This is a genomic window from Desulfobacter sp., from assembly GCA_028768545.1.
Lineage (GTDB): Bacteria > Desulfobacterota > Desulfobacteria > Desulfobacterales > Desulfobacteraceae > Desulfobacter.
In genome coordinates this window covers 1592203-1608879 of record CP054838.1, presented here as the reverse complement: position 1 = coordinate 1608879, position 16677 = coordinate 1592203, and the positions used below count along the sequence as shown (strand labels likewise).

General features: G+C 47.0%; 17 protein-coding genes and 1 pseudogene. 8 read left to right on the top strand and 10 right to left on the bottom strand.

What is annotated here, in order from left to right; genetic code table 11:
* Positions 1 to 26: 26 nt before the first annotated feature.
* Positions 27 to 527: a DivIVA domain-containing protein gene (locus HUN05_07730; protein ID WDP85041.1), complete on the bottom strand. Its 501-nt coding sequence runs from the start codon at positions 525 to 527 to the stop codon at positions 27 to 29.
* A gap of 23 nt (positions 528 to 550) precedes the next feature.
* Entirely contained in the window at positions 551 to 847 is a 297-nt protein-coding gene (locus tag HUN05_07725) for a YggT family protein (protein ID WDP85040.1), read from the bottom strand.
* Between the two features lie 295 nt (positions 848 to 1142).
* Here HUN05_07725 and HUN05_07720 point away from each other — a divergent pair, with 295 nt between their 5' ends.
* The 6 genes and pseudogenes from HUN05_07720 to HUN05_07695 all read left to right on the top strand — a co-directional run bounded on the left by HUN05_07720 (position 1143) and on the right by HUN05_07695 (position 7026).
* Positions 1143 to 3281 carry an aldehyde:ferredoxin oxidoreductase gene (locus HUN05_07720; protein WDP85039.1) on the top strand — a complete coding sequence of 713 codons (2139 nt, stop codon included), beginning with the start codon at positions 1143 to 1145 and terminating at the stop codon, positions 3279 to 3281.
* A 7-nt stretch (positions 3282 to 3288) separates the two neighbouring features.
* Positions 3289 to 3486: a MoaD/ThiS family protein gene (locus tag HUN05_07715; protein ID WDP85038.1), complete on the top strand. Its 198-nt coding sequence runs from the start codon at positions 3289 to 3291 to the stop codon at positions 3484 to 3486.
* 219 nt (positions 3487 to 3705) lie between these two features.
* Positions 3706 to 5121, top strand: a complete 1416-nt coding sequence (locus HUN05_07710) for a DEAD/DEAH box helicase (protein WDP87970.1) — start codon at positions 3706 to 3708, stop codon at positions 5119 to 5121.
* A gap of 82 nt (positions 5122 to 5203) precedes the next feature.
* Positions 5204 to 5380: pseudogene (gene tatA, locus HUN05_07705) on the top strand (twin-arginine translocase TatA/TatE family subunit).
* Positions 5381 to 5629: 249 nt separating this feature from the next.
* Positions 5630 to 6403: a twin-arginine translocase subunit TatC gene (gene tatC, locus HUN05_07700; GenBank protein ID WDP85037.1), complete on the top strand. Its 774-nt coding sequence runs from the start codon at positions 5630 to 5632 to the stop codon at positions 6401 to 6403.
* A 155-nt stretch (positions 6404 to 6558) separates the two neighbouring features.
* The gene (locus HUN05_07695) at positions 6559 to 7026 is read left to right on the top strand and encodes a cytochrome c3 family protein (GenBank protein ID WDP85036.1); all 468 of its coding nucleotides are present in this window, start codon (positions 6559 to 6561) and stop codon (positions 7024 to 7026) included.
* 108 nt (positions 7027 to 7134) lie between these two features.
* Here HUN05_07695 and HUN05_07690 read toward each other — a convergent pair whose 3' ends face one another.
* From HUN05_07690 to HUN05_07670, 5 genes are all read right to left on the bottom strand, one after another.
* A complete protein-coding gene (locus tag HUN05_07690; GenBank protein WDP85035.1) occupies positions 7135 to 8547 on the bottom strand; it encodes a cobyrinate a,c-diamide synthase in 1413 nt (470 codons plus the stop codon).
* Between the two features lie 18 nt (positions 8548 to 8565).
* Complete coding sequence (locus HUN05_07685) at positions 8566 to 8823, bottom strand: dissimilatory sulfite reductase-asociated protein DsvD (GenBank protein WDP85034.1); 258 nt, start codon at positions 8821 to 8823, stop codon at positions 8566 to 8568.
* A 109-nt stretch (positions 8824 to 8932) separates the two neighbouring features.
* Positions 8933 to 10081, bottom strand: coding sequence for a dissimilatory-type sulfite reductase subunit beta (dsrB, locus tag HUN05_07680; GenBank protein WDP85033.1), 1149 nt, complete (start codon positions 10079 to 10081; stop codon positions 8933 to 8935).
* A 15-nt stretch (positions 10082 to 10096) separates the two neighbouring features.
* Positions 10097 to 11425 carry a dissimilatory-type sulfite reductase subunit alpha gene (gene dsrA, locus HUN05_07675; protein ID WDP85032.1) on the bottom strand — a complete coding sequence of 443 codons (1329 nt, stop codon included), beginning with the start codon at positions 11423 to 11425 and terminating at the stop codon, positions 10097 to 10099.
* 233 nt (positions 11426 to 11658) lie between these two features.
* The gene (locus tag HUN05_07670; protein ID WDP85031.1) at positions 11659 to 12336 is read right to left on the bottom strand and encodes a tetratricopeptide repeat protein; all 678 of its coding nucleotides are present in this window, start codon (positions 12334 to 12336) and stop codon (positions 11659 to 11661) included.
* 210 nt (positions 12337 to 12546) lie between these two features.
* Between HUN05_07670 and dapA the strand changes: the two genes are divergently transcribed.
* Complete coding sequence (dapA, locus tag HUN05_07665; GenBank protein WDP85030.1) at positions 12547 to 13581, top strand: 4-hydroxy-tetrahydrodipicolinate synthase; 1035 nt, start codon at positions 12547 to 12549, stop codon at positions 13579 to 13581.
* A 139-nt stretch (positions 13582 to 13720) separates the two neighbouring features.
* On the opposite strand, the gene HUN05_07660 is transcribed toward dapA, so the two are convergent.
* The gene (locus tag HUN05_07660; GenBank protein ID WDP85029.1) at positions 13721 to 14527 is read right to left on the bottom strand and encodes a YkgJ family cysteine cluster protein; all 807 of its coding nucleotides are present in this window, start codon (positions 14525 to 14527) and stop codon (positions 13721 to 13723) included.
* 197 nt (positions 14528 to 14724) lie between these two features.
* Here HUN05_07660 and galU point away from each other — a divergent pair, with 197 nt between their 5' ends.
* Complete coding sequence (galU, locus tag HUN05_07655; protein ID WDP85028.1) at positions 14725 to 15600, top strand: UTP--glucose-1-phosphate uridylyltransferase GalU; 876 nt, start codon at positions 14725 to 14727, stop codon at positions 15598 to 15600.
* Between the two features lie 66 nt (positions 15601 to 15666).
* Here galU and HUN05_07650 read toward each other — a convergent pair whose 3' ends face one another.
* On the bottom strand, positions 15667 to 16278 hold the full coding sequence (locus HUN05_07650; protein ID WDP85027.1) for a lytic transglycosylase domain-containing protein: 612 nt from the start codon (positions 16276 to 16278) through the stop codon (positions 15667 to 15669).
* Complete coding sequence (locus tag HUN05_07645) at positions 16259 to 16642, bottom strand: hypothetical protein (GenBank protein WDP85026.1); 384 nt, start codon at positions 16640 to 16642, stop codon at positions 16259 to 16261. Before HUN05_07645 ends, HUN05_07650 begins: the two co-directional genes overlap by 20 nt.
* Positions 16643 to 16677 lie beyond the last annotated feature (35 nt).

Here is a 16677-nt window from a genome sequence, read left to right as displayed (position 1 = left end):
ATAGGCTTTGGCCGGACTTGAATGTACTATGCCGGCCGGATGAATTCCAAGGTCGCATCGGATTCGTCCGCAGCCTTATTTTCTTCCTTGGTCATTTCAAGAAGTTTGGAATGGGACTCAAGAACGGAACTGATCTGCATTTCAAGCTGGATCCGCTGGCGTTTAAGCTCCGTGATATCACTGTGAAGCTGTGAAAGCCGCTTATGGGCCCTGTTCAAAATTTTTTCCGCTTCAACCTCTGCATTGGCAATCACGACCTGGGCAGATTTTTTTGCATTATCCTTCATCTGATCCAAAACCTTCTGGGATTGGATCATGGCATTTTTCATGGAATCTTCCCGCTTCCGGTACCCCTGGTTTTCCAGGTCCAGCCGGTGCTTTTCCTGACCCAGCGATTCAATGGCACGATCCTGGGACTCCAATTCCCTTGCAACCTCTTCAAGAAAGGTATCCACTTCCTGTACATCAAACCCCCGGAACCGAGTCGAAAATTCCTTTTGTTTGACAACCAGCGGTGTAACCCCCATAAAAACTCCCTTTTTACGGTTAATTATATAGAGCGCGCCAGCCCGTGGAGGCTGTTCACGACAAAGGTTTGAAGAAAAATAATCACTAAAATGACAATAATGGGTGAGATATCCATTCCGCCAAAATTCACGGGCAACCGCTTGCGGATTTGGTAGAAGACAGGTTCTGTGGCCCGATGTATGAATCGGACAATGGGATTATACGGATCCGGACTCACCCAGGACAATACCGCACCTGCAATGATGATCCACATGTACAATGTTAAGGCATAGTCTAAGACTACAGCAACAGCTTCAAAAAAATTGGCGACAATCAGCATTCTAACCACCTTGGCTACACGTTATTTTCCATAAGCTTAATACTGTGAAACACCCGAAAAGTCAAGAATTTTTGCCTTTTCCCGTAAAATCCTCATATGGAAACCAGCCAAGGCCTGGTTGACAAAAAAAGGAGAATAACATACCAATGGTTTAACCATTAGTGTTGTCAAGGGAGATCTTTCTATACCTTGAAATTCTAATATGGTATAATCTGTTGTTAAACCTGTGGATTTTGCCAGTCCACAACATGATCATTTTAACAAAATAAATGCAGGATTTCTAAGGAGCGAAAAAATGGGTCAAATCAGTCTTAATGAAATCAAAGCCGTATCCTATGAGAGGAGCGGGGTAAAAAAGGGATATACAGATCAATCACTCCGGGTCAATCTCACCACCAGCCAGGTCGAGATCATCCCCATAAAAGAAGAAATCAAGGATAAATTCATCGGCGGCAAGGGATACGACCTATGGCTGATGTGGAATGCGGTTTCAGGAACGACCCAATGGAACGATCCTGAAAACACGATCTGTATTTCATCAGGCCCCCTTGGCGGCACCCCCGGGTACCCAGGGGGAGGAAAAAGCATTGTCACCTCCATTTCGCCTCTCACCGCTGCCCCCATTGACTCCAATGTCGGGGGATACTTTGGTCCCTATAAAAAATTTTCAGGATTTGATGTCATTCAGATTGACGGCAAAGCCGATGAAGACCGGGTGATTCTCATTGACGGGATTGAAAACCAGATCAAAATCTTCAAGGCAAAAGATTTGCCCAAAGATGCCTATGAAATGTCAGACGTACTCACCCGGCATTTTGATGAAAAAAAACCGGTAAACGTCTCGGTGGTCACCGCCGGGCCCGGGGCTCAAAACACCTATTTCGGCTGTCTGAATTTCTCCTGGTGGGATGCGGGACGAAAAATGGTCAGATACAAACAGGCCGGCCGCGGAGGTATCGGCACCGTATTTGCCGATAAAAACATCAAGGCGGTGGTGGCCAGGTTTGGAGCGATTTCCATGAAAGCCAATGCCCCGGCAGACCCTGAGGCTCTCAAAAAAGTAACCAAGGCCCATGCCCGAGAAATCAACACCCTGGACGGCAAACAAAACAGAATGTCCGTTGTGGGCACCACCCACCTGGTTCCCATTATGAATGACCATGACTGTCTGCCCGTGCACAATTTCAAGTTCGGCTCCCATCCTGAAGGCAAAGTCATAGGAGAAGAGGTGTTTGAACATATCTTTGACAAGGGGTTTGACGGATGCTGGAGAGGCTGCGCCGTGGCCTGTGCCCACGGGGTAAAAGACTTTTCACCGTTTACAGGGCCGTATCGGGGAAAAAAAGTATTTGTGGACGGACCTGAATATGAAACCATTGCCGGATGCGGATCAAACCTGGGGATTTTTGATCCCCAAACCATTCTTGAAATCAACTTTTACTGCGACGCCTACGGTCTTGATACCATCTCCGTTGGCACCTCCATCGGTTTTGTCATGGAATGCTTTGAAAACGAACAAATCACCATTAAAGATACCCAAGGCATGAATCTAAGCTTTGGCAACCGGTTCAACGCCCTTGAGCTCATACATCAGATGGCCCAGGGGGATGGTTTCGGGGCTATTGTGGGCAAGGGAATCCGGAAAATGAAAAAAATCTTTGCACGGGATTTCGGGGCAGACCCCAAATTCATGCAGGATATCGGCATGGAATCCAAAGGCCTTGAATTTTCAGAATACATTACCAAGGAAAGCCTGGCCCAGCAGGGAGGATACGGCCTTGCCCTCAAAGGCCCCCAGCATGATGAAGCCTGGCTGATTTTCCTGGACATGGTCCACAACTTCATGCCCACCTTTGAAAACAAAGCCGAGGCCCTGCACTGGTTTCCCATGTTCAGAACCTGGTTCGGCCTTTGCGGACTGTGCAAACTGCCATGGAACGACATTGTGCCTGAAGACAATAAAAACACCTCGGAACCGGCCAAAGTCGCCAAACATGTTGGATGGTACGCGGATTTTTTTTCAGCCGTGACCGGAAAAAAAGTCACCCCGGACGACCTCATTGTCATGAGTGAGGCCGTATATAACTTCCAGCGGGTATTCAACCTGAAAATGGGATATGGCACCAGAGAACACGATACCCTGCCCTACCGCGCCATGGGTCCTGTGACCCAAGAAGAGTACAAATCCCGGTCCAAACGCTATGATGACCAATTAAGGGATAAATATGAAATGGACATCTCAGCCATGGATACCGCGGCCAAGGTAGCGGCTCTCAGAGCCAGACGGGAGGAACAATACGAACTGCTCAAGGATGCCGTGTACGATCGAAGGGGATGGACACCCAATGGCATCCCCACGGTAAAAACCGTCAAGCGCCTGGGCATTGATTTCCCCGAAGTCCTTGAGGTCTTAAAACAAAACGGAGTGGAATAGAGATCCCATGATCCAGGTGGACGACAAACCCATGGACTGGCAGGAGGGCATGACCATTACCCAACTGCTGGCAGAGGTTGAAAACTCAATATTTGTCTCTGTGGTGAGAGTCAACGGGCGGCTGATATCCAGCCCCCGATTTGACCACACCCGGATTGAAGACGGCTCAATAGTACAGCTTTTGCCCCTGATTGCCGGTGGGTAACCCTCCCAAAACAAAGCAAATGGAATAAATTTTGCTTCCCAAAAGACTGCCTGTCTGTTAATTACTGACAGGCAGTCTTTATATTCACCCATAAACAGAAAATTTAAAATACTATTGAAACGATTATTACGATTTTTACAAAACCTGCTCCCCGGACAATCAGCGGACCGCGCCTCTACTTCCCAAGAAACCTTAAAAGAAGCTCCTTTAAAAAAGGAGATTCTGCCAAAGAAGACTCAAGGGCAACCAAACAAGAAAACTGTTGAGAGAGCAGCGGACCTGCCTGAAAAGCGGCCACCCCGGCCAAAAAAGAAACCCTGGAGCCTGGAAAGTTTCCAGGTAGACCCCCAGGAAGGGAAAACCAGATTTCATGATTTAAACCTTCCCTTAGGCCTTATGCATGCAGTAAAAGATTTAAAATTTCAATTCTGCACCGATATCCAGGCCCGCATGCTCCCCTTAACCCTCAAGGGACAGGATGCCACAGCCAAAGCCCAGACCGGAACCGGAAAAAGTGCCACCTTTATCATCACCCTGATCAACCAGTTTACCCGCAAACCCATTAAACGGACCAAAGGATTTCCCAGGGCCCTGATTCTGGCCCCGACAAGGGAACTGGTTTACCAGATTGAAAAGGACTTTAAAGGCCTGGCCAAATATTCCCATCTGAGGATTGTTTCCGTATACGGAGGCACAGGATATCAAAAGCAGCAAAACCAGCTGACAGAAAAACCTGCCGATGTTATTGCGGCAACCCCCGGGCGGCTTCTTGATTTTATATCCAAAAAATTGATCAACCTGTCTCAAGTGGAAATTGTGGTCATTGACGAGGCAGACCGGATGCTCGACATGGGATTCATACCCGATGTCCGCCGCCTGATCTATATGACCCCCCATAAAGACAAGCGCCAGACCTTGTTTTTTTCCGCCACCCTGACAGATGAGGTCCTCCGCCTGGCAGATTCCTGGACAAAACAAGCCGTCCGTATTGAAATAGATCCCGAACAGGCGGCTGCGGATTCCATCAACCAGATTGTATACCTGACCACTGAAGAGGATAAATTCAAGAACGTCTGTAACCTGCTAATAAGTGAAAACCTCAAACGGGTCATTATTTTCGTCAATCGCAAGGATACGGCAAGATTTCTATCGGACAAGCTGTCCAGGTACGGACAGAACGCCGGTGTTTTATCCGGGGATGTTTCCCAGGATAAACGATTTAAGGTGCTCAACAGCTTTAAAAATGGAAAACTCAATGTCCTGGTGGCAACGGATGTGGCAGCCCGTGGGCTTCACATCGAAAATATCAGCCATGTGGTCAACTATGACCTGCCCCTTGAACCTGAACATTATATTCACCGCATCGGCAGAACCGGGAGAGCCGGAGCCACAGGAACCTCAATCAGTTTTGCCGATGAAATGAGTTCTTTCCAGATTCCCAAAATTGAAGAGGTGCTCGGACACAAGGTATCCTGCGAATACCCGACAAAAGCATTAGAAGCTCAGCTTCCCAAGCCGGCCCCCCGTCCGCCCAAACCTCGCCATCCAAGGTCAGCAAAACCTGGACCCAAAGGAAAAAGGCCCTATAAAGGCAATCGAAGACCCCCGAGAAAAAGAGCCCCAAAAAAGGATTGAGTAGGTTGACACCCAAACAGGTTCAGTGTAAAATCAACAGGTTCAGTTAAAAGCAATTTGCAATAAAGGAGTATTATTTCATATGTTTGGTCTTGGAATGCCTGAAATTCTATTGATTCTGGCCATCGCCCTGATTGTCATAGGGCCGAAAAAATTACCGGATCTGGCCAAAACACTGGGCCGGGCCATGGGAGAATTCAAACGGTCTGCCCAGGATTTTAAACGATCCATTGATATAGAAACCACGGTCAAGGACATTGACCCTCAGCCCAAAGAAAGTCTTAAAGAAGTCATCAAGGATATCAACACGGACTCTGAACCAGAGTCTAAAAACCCATCTTCTGGAAAACCTAACACGTCCCCTGAGACTGACCGGGCCACCCCCCAATCTTCTGAGGCATCAAACCAGACCCGGGCTACTGACGCCGAGACATCAAACCCAGATGCGGGGTTTTCATCTGACAATGGGTCTGCAACCCCAAAATAAGAGAGCCGAAACGAAATTATCATGAGCAACGACGAGGGTAAAAGTCCTTTTACAGAACATTTGGGCGAATTACGGGATCGCCTGGTCCGGTCCTTTATTGCTGTGGGCGTTGGTTTTTTAGGCGCTTATTTTTTCAAGGAAAAACTTTTTGAAATTCTGACGGCTCCCCTGGTTACGGCCATGGCAGAAGCAGGGAATGCCAAATTGATATTCACAGGCCTGCCTGAAGCCTTTTTCACCTATCTTAAGGTCTCCTTGCTCACCGGTATTATTGTGGCCACCCCTGTGCTTTTTTATGAATTCTGGATGTTTGTCTCACCCGGGCTGTACCGAAACGAAAAAAAATACCTCATACCCATTGTTGTTTTATCCATTTTCTTTTTTGTGGTGGGGTCATCCTTTGGATATTTTATTGTCTTTCCCTATGGATTTCAGTTTTTCCTGGGCTTTGCCACGGAAACCATCCATGCCATGCCGTCCATGAAAGAGTACCTCTCTTTTGCATCAAAAATGCTCCTGGCATTTGGATTTGTTTTTGAACTGCCCCTGGTATTAACTTTCATGGCCCGGATGGGGCTTGTGAATGTGACGTTTTTGAAAAAAAACAGAAAATATGCCCTTTTACTCTTCTTTGTGGGGGCGGCACTGATTACCCCGCCGGATGTGGTGACCCAGATCATGATGGCCCTGCCCCTGATGGTCCTCTATGAAATCAGTATTATCGGTGCAAAAGTCTTTGGTAAAAAAGCGGTATCAGAAGAGGATGAGAAAGACCAGGAACCTGAAAACCAATAGGTTCAATAAGAGATTCAAAGGCTGGTAAACCAGGCCTTAGGTATTGACTTTTTTCCATTCTTATGGGAAAAAATAGAGACAGTTTTATATATTACCGGTGAGATTCACCGGTAAAGAGGCAAAATAAATTGTAATCATTAAAGGAGTAAAGAGGTATGAACAAAAAACTGATCACGCTACTGTTGGCAGCAGGAATTGCCGTGATTTTCCTGGCAACCGGTCTTCAGGCAGGCACTGAAGTTGGTGATGTTGTGACAATGGAAAGCAAAGTCATTAAAAAACGCAAAAAAAGCCCCGAAGCAAAAAAACCGACCCAATTGGTTCAGTTTACCCACAAAAAGCATTCCGAAGAGTATAAATTGACCTGTGGCGACTGCCATCATGATAAAGACGGTAAACCCCTAGCTGATCTTAAAGCAGGGGATGATGTTCAAAAATGTGACGAGTGCCACAACCGGGTAAAAGCCGTTAAAAAAGACAAAACCTTTCAGGGTGTTTACAAGAAAAAACCGGTCGATATTCTGCAGCTTGAAGCAGCAATGCATGAAAACTGCGTTGGATGCCACAAAAAAATGAAAGTTGAAGCCGGAACCAAATGCGGAGACTGCCATAAAAAAATGTAATTAACGCATTCAAAGTATTCGACAAAAGGGGCATCTTTAAACGAAGGTGCCCCTTTTTTATTTAAAAACAATCCAGGTTTTTTACCCAAAGGACTTGGGCAAAAAAAATTATCGGCAGCGGTATTCTCGGGCCTTGGAAATCAACGAAGACGCCCAGGAAGTTGCTCCCAGGGCATGGGTATGGGTATAGGTTCCAAAGGTATTATCCGTGAAAAAGCCATCTTTTTTCTCAAGGATCCCCTTGCCCCGCATCATCTTAAAGGCCATTTGATCATCATCATAATCAATGGAAAGAATTTTGGAATATCGAAATTCATGCCCCCTGATCACTTCACCGACTTGATAAAAGGGATTCTCAACCACCGCTTTCACTTCGGTATACCCATGGCCCTGGGGTTTTGGTGACAAACCGAACCGTACCGGCAAAATACCTGACATGGGATAGACCCGGCCCTCCAGCTGAATGCTTTCACCCAGAAAGATCAAGCCCCCGCACTCTGCATAAATGGGCATCCCTTTCCTGGACAGCGCCTTCAGGCTCTCCCGGAACCCCTTATTTTTTGCCAGCTGCGGAGCATGGGTCTCGGGAAACCCTCCCCCCATGTAGATGGCATCCACTTCGGGTATTGACTCCTGGGAAAGAGGGCTGATAAATACAAGGTCTGCGCCCAAAGCTTCAAGGACCTCGAGATTGTCGGGGTAATAAAACTGAAAGGCTGAATCCCTGACAATACCGATGGTGACCTTGCTATCCCCTTGTTTATTCTCCTTTTGGGCGACAGATGCACAGAAATTAGGCCCAGGCGGGTTCGAACAGCAGGTTTTAACCACAGAACGGTAGAGTCCGTCCAGATCAATATTTTCCCTTGCCACCCTTTTTGCAGCCTCCAGAGCCTTTCGTGAAAAACTGTGCTCTTCTGAAGTCACAAGCCCCATGTGGCGTTCGGGAAAATCATCCTGGGTCAATTTCGGTACCGCCCCAAAGACCGGCACCCGGCAAAAGCGTTCTATATTGTCCCGGACTTTTTTTTCGTGGCGTTTGCCGGCCACCCGGTTGAGCACCACCCCGCAAATCTGGATATCCGGATCAAAATTCATACACCCCATAAGCAGGGCCGCCATGGTCCGGGTGCTCTTGGTGCAGTCAAGCACCAGAAGAACAGGCAGATTCAACAGTTTTGCCAATTCGGAGGTAGAGGTGGACCCCTCAAGGTCAATCCCGTCATAAAGGCCGCGATTGCCTTCTACAACAGCGATGTCATTATTTTGAGTATGTCTTAGATAAGAGGACTGAACCACCGTGGGTGAACATAAATAGGTGTCCAGGTTATAACAGGGGCTGCCGGCTGCCCGTGACAGCCAGCCGGCATCAATATAATCAGGTCCCTTCTTAAAGGAAGCAACCTTTATATCTTTCGCTTTCCATGCGGCAGTTATCCCAAGGGATATTATTGTCTTTCCTGCGCCCCCCCTGAGGCCGGCTATGACAACTCCAGGGACGTTTTCCCTACTGACGGTCATGGATATGCTTTTTCTTTCTTAGTTTTCGCCTTCAGAGGAATGCTGGATACCAGCACCCTTAAGACCGTACATGGTGGTGGATCCTGAAGACCAGAACTCAAGGATCTGATCTTCAACCATTTTATTGACAACCTTTTTGATCATTCTGGGTTTGTCATCGGGAAAAATTTTATAGAAATCTTTAATGTAAAATTTGGTTTTGGTTTTGGACTTCTTTGCGAGCCAGTCAGTAACCGCTTTCCGTGCAGCTTCTTTATCATCAAGAAGATCGCTCATGGTAAACTCCTTTGCGTTTAAAGGGATGAACCGGAGAACACAACATTCTCCGGCCCATCCTTTAATTTACAGCTATGGTTCAAAAGACCAATTAAACAAAAAAGTTTAATTAGAATTTGAACTGAGAGGACTGACGCCAGCTCATGTAAGCCTGCTGACGGAAATCATCAATCAGATGATGGGTGAAATCAAGTTCACATACTTCAAAGAACTTTTCCCATCCGATTCTTTCTGCCCAGTCGCCAAGGCGTTCGTACTTGTTGGCACCAGAGGCGTAGGCTTCAACCATTCTGGTAATGGCGTCTGTCATGGACGGCCATCTGGGCATTTCATTGGGCAGGAAGCCCACAACAACTTTGGAGAACTTAGGCTGGGAAATTCTATTGGAAACTTTACCACCGGCCATAAGAACAATACCGTCACCTTCAGTATCAGCAAGAGGCATTGAAGGACACATGGTGTAGCAGTTACCACAGTACATGCAGCGTTCATTTTTAACAGCAACTGATTTTACTTCAGTACCGTCGGCCAGAGTCTGTTTGCTGGGTTTGATGGCTGCGGTGGGGCAGGCAGAAACGGCCAGAGGAATTTCACAGACCTTGTCCAGATATTCATGGTCAAGCATTGGCGGTTTTCTGTGATATCCCAAGATAGCGATATCAGAGCAATGAACCGCGCCGCACATGTTCAGGCAGCAGGCCATGGAAACTCTCAGCTGTGCAGGAAGTCTCATGTCCTGGAAATCACTGAACAGGGCATCCATGGTAGCTTTTACTGTACCGGAAGCATCTGTTGCAGGGGTATGGCAATGGATCCAGCCCTGGGTATGAACGATGTTGGTTACGCCGGCACCGGTACCGCCGATGGGGAATTTATTGGAACCGCCTTCAAACTTTCTGGAGGCCAGATCGTTTTTCAGGGGCTCTACCTTATCTTTGGAATCTACCATGAACTCAACATTGTTACGGGTGGTAAAACGAACATGACCGTCACAATGTTTGTCAGCAATCTCACAGATTTCATTGATGTGAGTGGTAGACATGAGGCGGCAACCGCCGACCCTTACAGTGTATACTTCGTCTCCGGAATCAGCAACATGAACCAGGACACCCGGCTCAAGGATTTCATGGTGGGACCATTTACCCTTATTTTTTGCGATTACAGAAGGATAAAATTCGTTATAGTCTCTCGGACCGATGTCAGTGATTCTGTTTTCCATCGGTTTCTCAGGATTATAACCTGTAGAAATAAATGCCATTATGATTCTCCCTTCCTATCTAAGATGGTGTTTTCTGTATTCTTCAACGTCACGTTCCCAACCACCTTCAACCTCATCCTCTTTCCAGAAGATATAGGGGTTGGTTCTGGGGTATTGTACATGCTGAGGCATGGCTTCGATACCGGTTACTTCCAGAAGTTTCTGGAAACCCTGACGCATGATCAGCTCACCAAGACGTTCACGGTTTTTGCCTTCTTCCATCCACCAATCCCAGACGTTTTCAATAACTTCTGTGATTGCTTCGTAATCGTTGTCAGGATTGACTTCGATAAAGGGAACCAGCAGAGAACCCATCTGAGCGCCGTCAAGGATGGGTGCTTTTGCACCGCAGAGAATTGAAAGACCGGTTTCTTTACCGATTTTCAAAGCGCGAGGCATAACATTGATACAATGCATGCAGCGGGTACAATTGGCCGTATCAATGGAGAGTTTTTTGTTTTCGTACTTCATGCACTTGGTGGGACAGAGGGAAAGAACTTCTTTTTCCAGGTCAAAGGGACCCCAGTCTTTTGAACCCTTGTAAGCACCAGCATTTGCAGGATAGGCAGCATCATTTTCCACATATTTTGCAACCGCATCCTGATCAATACGGATGTCGTCTTTCCAGGTACCGATAAAGGACATGTCGGAACGTGCAATGGATGCTACGCAGCAGTTGGGGCAGCCGTCAAATTTAAATTTAAATTTGTAGGGGAATGCCGGACGATGCAGCTCATCCTGATACTCGTTGGTCAGAAAATGGCAGAGTGCAGCTGTGTCATAGCAGGAATATTCGCAGCGTGATGTACCCAGACAATCGGCAGGGGTTCTCAGGTTGGAACCTGAACCACCCAGATCCTGGTTATAATCATGGGTCAATGTATAGAACACTTCTTCCAGCTGGGGAGTTGTGGTTCCCAGAAGGATGATATCACCGGTTGCACCGTGCATATTGGTCACACCGGAACCCCTGAAGTCCCACAGTTCAGTCAATTTCCTCAAGTATTCAGTGGTGTAGTATTTACCTGCAGGCTGGTTGACCCGCATGGTATGGAAATGTTCAACACCAGGGAAAAGTTCGGGCTGATCGCAGTATCTACCGATAACACCACCACCATAACCGAAAACACCTACGATACCGCCATGTTTCCAATGGGTACGTCCATGTTTGTAAGAAAGTTCCACAACGCCCAGAAGATCGTCTACACAATCCTGAGGAATCTGGAATTCAACACCTTTTTCATTCTTTGCTCTGACTTCAGCCTGCTGTTTCAGGTCAGAGACAAAGCTAGGCCACGGACCAGATTCCAACTGGTCCAAGAAAGGAGTCTCATGTTTTGCCATTTACTTACCTCCGTTAATAGTTAATTTACAATCACTTAATGAAAAGGTTTTCCAAACTTTTCATTCAATAGTTCATTTCCATGTCATTTCAAGCGGTTATATTTTAATCCCCGCTTTAAAATAAACAGTTTAAGCAAAATAACATTGCAGATATAGAATTTCTGTTACCCCATGTCAATAAAAATCCTGCATCCGCTTAGTTTTAAAGATGGAGAATACACCCTGGCAAACGATTATGAATTCCGGTGGGAGGCCAGTTCCTTCAAAAGATCGGGTGCCACCTCAAACCCCAGCTCTACTGCCTTATCACAGTGAAGGATGGCTTTTTCATAATCTTTATTTTGAAGATAGGCCACTGCCAGATTATTGTGGGCAATGGGAAATTGAGGTTGAACTTCCAGGGCTTCAAGATTGGCTTTTATCCCTTCTTCTACAAGCCCTTTCATGAAATAGGCTGTCCCCAGGGTGGTAAAGGCCTGGACAAAATTCTTATTGTGGATAATGGCCTTTTTAAGATTCTTGATGGCCTTGTCTACCTTTTCCTCATCCTCTTTTTCATCCTTGCCGTCGACCAGCTGCAGAAGGACAAAGGCCATGTTGCCATACCCTTCTGCAAACCCGGCACGGGCTTTTGTTGCCCGCTGGTTAAACCTAAAGCATCCTTCAAGGTCGCCTCTCTGGAGACAGATCCCCCCTAAAAGCACATAGGCTTCAGCCAGGGTAGGACTGCATTCAAGGGCGTCATGAAGTACCTGTTCCGCTTCTGTATACTCCTGCTTTCCCATCAGGGCCACGGCCAGGTTATAATGGGTGGTCCCGCATTCGGTATTCTGGGCAAGGGCATTCCGTAACATGGCAATCTGCTCGTCTGCATTTTTGGGCAGACTTTTTTGGCTCTGGATCTCGGACATATAGTTAACTCCGTAAGATAAAAACGTTTTATGTATTGTCTTTCGACTAAAATCTTATATATTAGTCTACTCGGCACAAGTGTCAAGGTCTTAAATCCATACAACGGGAATATTATTGCTTGAAGCGATTACCCAAACTATGGTAGCACCTGGTCTTGACCCGCCTAAACAAAGAGCAATAGATGATTAAATTTCAGGAGTCTTAGGATTATGGAACAAGGATGCTACACAGCACTCGTCACACCGTTTACATCTCAAAGCGACCTGGACCAGACAGGTCTGGCCCAGCTCATTGATTTTCAAATGGAAAACGGCATCACCGGAATTTTAGCCACCGGCACCACCGGTGAAAGCCCGACGTTTAAATGGAAAGAGCATGACCATGTCATTGCCCTGACCGCCAAACAGACAAAGGGCAAGTGCAAATGCATCGCAGGAACCGGCTCCAACAACACCGAAGAGGCCATCGTGGCTGCAGGCCATGCCGCAAAAGAAGGGGTGGATGCCATCCTCATGGTGGATCCTTATTATAATGGTCCTTCCTCCCTTGAGATCAGGCAGGAATACTACCAGGTAGTGGCAAAAAAATATCCAGACCTGGATATTGTGCCCTATATCATTCCGGGCAGGACAGGTGCCCAGATGCTGCCTCAGGATCTGGCCATCCTAGCCCAAAACTGCCCCAATGTCAGTTCGGTCAAAGAGGCCACCGGAGATATTGCCAATATGAAACTGACCCGAAAATTCTGCGGGGAGCGGTTTAACATTTTTTCCGGAGATGACGCCCTGGTGCATCAGGTGATGACAGATCCGGAGATCCGGGTCTGCGGTGCCATCTCTGTAATGTCCAATATCGCTCCCCAAGCCATGACACAGCTTGTCACCCTGATCAACCAGGGAAAAACCCAAGAGGCCCAAGACGTCCAGACCGCCTTAAGCCCCCTGCTGGATCTTGTGGTGGTAACCACCCAGGAGACCTGCGCCTTCGGACCTGTCTCCTGCCGTGCCCGGAATCCGCTGCCCGTTAAAACCATGATGCAGATTCTGGGCATGCCTTCAGGCCCTTGCAGAAAACCTTTGGGTAAAATGACAAAACTAGGATTCCATAAAATCCTGACCACCATGAAACAGGTTCAGGACGCAACCCCTGAAATTTTTGCACCGGTGGCAGATTTTTTCAATGTGGATATTGATGCGCGGCTGGCCGATGAAAAGGCCCACGACGCACTCTGGTATGAGTATTAAACCGGCGTCTTAGTAAATTTGACCTTTAAAAAACCAACCCACAACAACAAAGGGCCATGGATGATCATCCATGGCCCTTTGTTATACTCTTACCGGGGAAGGCCGCATTTTGCCAGACATCCCCTATAAATGAAAGGGATTATTTTTCCTCTTTTGCCTTGAACTTTTCCTCACCGGCATGGAAAAAAGTCGCCTTAAGCCATTCAAACCCGAACTGAAGCAATTTAACATCATCAGCTTTGAGTTCTTCAATCTCTTCTTCGGAAATCTCATACCGGGAAAGGAAGGTGGATTCAAAGACAAATGTCTTGAACTTGTCTATATTGTAACAGACCATGAAAAACATCTGCTTGGCCTGCTCGGAAAGCTTCATGCTCGGGGGCAAGGATTTTTTCCTGACCATGAGATCCAGCCAGCCGTCATTGACCTCATCCCTAAGGTCCACGCCCTGGTCTTCTCGCCAATCGGCCACAGTCCATTCCTGATCTTCCTCAAACCCCTTACAATGGGCTTCTTTTACGGTAAAAAAGAACTCATCCTTTTCGCCCTGCTCCCCGGAATGACTCAAAGCCCCCACCCCCAGAGGATAGTAGCGGCAGGTGGTGGGGCGGTCTTCATAGATCACGCACCCATCCTTGTCCTCTACAAAGGGACAAGATTTGCGCTCATCGTCCAGCATCTTGAGGGTAACCACGGGCATGTCTGCCTTTTCAAGAATCTGGGGGGTGGTAAAAACCGCCAGGAATTCTTCAGAGCTCAAGTCAAGCTTTTTGCGCATGGTTAAAATATCATAGGGGGTGAGCATGATATCAATACCCCGGCAGCAGTCGGTAAAGCAACTCACACCCTTGTGGCATTTAAACTTGAACTTAGTTTTCAGGCTCATCTGCTCAGGCGGTATCTCAGAGGTTTTCTCTATCTTGTCGTTCTCTTTATTGTCGGTCATGGGGTTTCCTCATCAATTTATAACAGGTCATTTAAAGGCCAGGACTATACAGAAAAAAGATAATAATGTCAATCGGATAGGACCCGGATCAGACAAAATCGGTATTTTGCGGAATCAGAACAAAAAAAATTAAATTTGACATTCCTTTCTAAATACATAAAAGACACCAATAGATTTCCACGCTCAAAGGAGCCCATATGAAAGTCAGAAAAGCTGTTTTCCCGGTGGCCGGTTTAGGTACCCGGTTCATCCCGGCCACCAAGGCCATGGCCAAAGAAATGCTGCCGGTGGTGGACAAACCCATTATCCAGTATGCGGTTGAAGAAGCATTTGCCGCAGGGATAGAACAGATCATTTTTGTCACCGGCCGGGGAAAAAAAGCCTTGGAAGATCATTTTGACCGGTGTTTTGAAATAGAGGCCACCTTAGAGGCCAAGGGAAAAACAGCCTTGCTCAAACAGATTCAGGAACTTGTCCCGAGAACCGGGACCATTGTCTATACCCGTCAGCATCAGCCCTTGGGATTGGGCCATGCCATCTGGTGCGCCCGGGATATTGTGGGAGATGAGCCCTTTGCCGTGCTTCTGGCCGATGATATGATCCAGACAAGAGGCAAGCCTGTACTCACCCAAATGGTGGAAAAATTTGACCGGTTCAGGGCCTCCATCGCTGCTGTCATGGAGGTGGAAAAAGACCAGACCGACAAGTACGGCATTCTGGATGCCGGCCCCCTTGAAGATGATGTGGTCAGAATAAACGATATGGTTGAAAAACCCTCTCCCCAAGAGGCACCCTCAAACCTTGCCATTGTGGGCCGGTATATTCTCACCCCGAAAATCTGGGATTATCTGGGAAAAAAAAAAAAAGGGGCCGGTGGAGAGATCCAGCTGACCGATGCCATGAAAGGCCTGCTTCAAGAACAGCCCATTTTCGGGTACAAATTCAAAGGCACCCGGTTTGACTGCGGGGATAAGGCGGGATTCCAAATGGCCAACCTTGCCTTTTCCCTGGAACGACCGGATATGAGGGACAAGCTGATTCAGTTTATTCAGGAAATTCAAAAAACCCTGTAACCAGGCAAAACAATCTCCCGGGCTGCCTCTGTTTTAAAATCTGACATAAAGACTGAAAAAACAGACCTATATCCGTTTATACCTCTGGTAAAACCCCATCACCTTTTGGACATAGGATCGGGTTTCCTGAAATGGCGGAATGTTTTGATATTTATCCACGGCTGTGGGGCCGGCATTATAAGCTGCCAGGGCCAGGGATACTTTTTTGTCATACCGAATCAAAAGCTGGCTTAAGTACCGGGTGCCCCCCATAATATTCTGGGAAGGGTCAAAGGGATTGGAAATATTTAAGGCCCTATCGTTTTCCGGCATGATCTGCATCAACCCCCGGGCCCCTTTTCTCGATACCGCTTTAGGGTTAAAGTTGGATTCCGCCTGGATCACGGCCTTGATCAATGCAATTTCAACCCCAAAGGCCTTTCCTGCCCTTTTTATAATGGGATCATAAAACTCAGGCCCGGGCCAAAACCTTGATTTCTTTCTTGTTTTTTCCCTGAGATAAAGTTTAAAGCCCTTGGCTGTGGGCGTATTGGTAAAGTGAACCACCCCCTGGTTATCTGTGTATTTATAGATATCAGCCCGGCAGGGACAGGGCCCGAAAAGGGTCAGGATAAAAAAACAGACCAAGGCCAGACCCAAAAGGTGAAATCCTAAAAATTTACGGGGTCTTTTTTTCAATTCTTTCCCTGTATTCCTTTAAAACCAGCTTTTCCGGAAAACTGGGCTTTGCAATATATTTGCCGGTATTTTCCATAAAGGTTGTGACCAGACTTTCAAACAAGGCCTCTCGTTCATTGTCCATGATCATATTGCGTTCCACCCGATAGGTGTAAACAATGGGGGATCCCAGGGTTTCAAGAATGGTCTCAAACATTTTGTCAGTTACCGGTTCTATGGTAAACAACTCTTTTTGAACCGGAATTTTCATTTCTGCGGTCATGATCACCACACAGGCATCGTCAGCTATTTTCCTTGAATCATCAAAAATTTCAAGGCAATGATCATTTTCAAGTTTAATTTCCTTGCAGGGGGTTCTTTCCATGGTCTTTGGTCTTTTTTCCTTAAATTTACGATTCC

Coding starts and splice junctions, on each gene's coding strand:
- HUN05_07730 (WDP85041.1), bottom strand. CDS start 527: ATGGGGGTTACACCGCTGGTTGTCAAACAAAAGGAATTTTCGACTCGG.
- HUN05_07725 (WDP85040.1), bottom strand. CDS start 847: ATGCTGATTGTCGCCAATTTTTTTGAAGCTGTTGCTGTAGTCTTAGAC.
- HUN05_07720 (WDP85039.1), top strand. CDS start 1,143: ATGGGTCAAATCAGTCTTAATGAAATCAAAGCCGTATCCTATGAGAGG.
- HUN05_07715 (WDP85038.1), top strand. CDS start 3,289: ATGATCCAGGTGGACGACAAACCCATGGACTGGCAGGAGGGCATGACC.
- tatC (WDP85037.1), top strand. CDS start 5,630: ATGAGCAACGACGAGGGTAAAAGTCCTTTTACAGAACATTTGGGCGAA.
- HUN05_07695 (WDP85036.1), top strand. CDS start 6,559: ATGAACAAAAAACTGATCACGCTACTGTTGGCAGCAGGAATTGCCGTG.
- HUN05_07690 (WDP85035.1), bottom strand. CDS start 8,547: ATGACCGTCAGTAGGGAAAACGTCCCTGGAGTTGTCATAGCCGGCCTC.
- HUN05_07685 (WDP85034.1), bottom strand. CDS start 8,823: ATGAGCGATCTTCTTGATGATAAAGAAGCTGCACGGAAAGCGGTTACT.
- dsrB (WDP85033.1), bottom strand. CDS start 10,081: ATGGCATTTATTTCTACAGGTTATAATCCTGAGAAACCGATGGAAAAC.
- dsrA (WDP85032.1), bottom strand. CDS start 11,425: ATGGCAAAACATGAGACTCCTTTCTTGGACCAGTTGGAATCTGGTCCG.
- HUN05_07670 (WDP85031.1), bottom strand. CDS start 12,336: ATGTCCGAGATCCAGAGCCAAAAAAGTCTGCCCAAAAATGCAGACGAG.
- dapA (WDP85030.1), top strand. CDS start 12,547: ATGGAACAAGGATGCTACACAGCACTCGTCACACCGTTTACATCTCAA.
- HUN05_07660 (WDP85029.1), bottom strand. CDS start 14,527: ATGACCGACAATAAAGAGAACGACAAGATAGAGAAAACCTCTGAGATA.
- galU (WDP85028.1), top strand. CDS start 14,725: ATGAAAGTCAGAAAAGCTGTTTTCCCGGTGGCCGGTTTAGGTACCCGG.
- HUN05_07645 (WDP85026.1), bottom strand. CDS start 16,642: ATGGAAAGAACCCCCTGCAAGGAAATTAAACTTGAAAATGATCATTGC.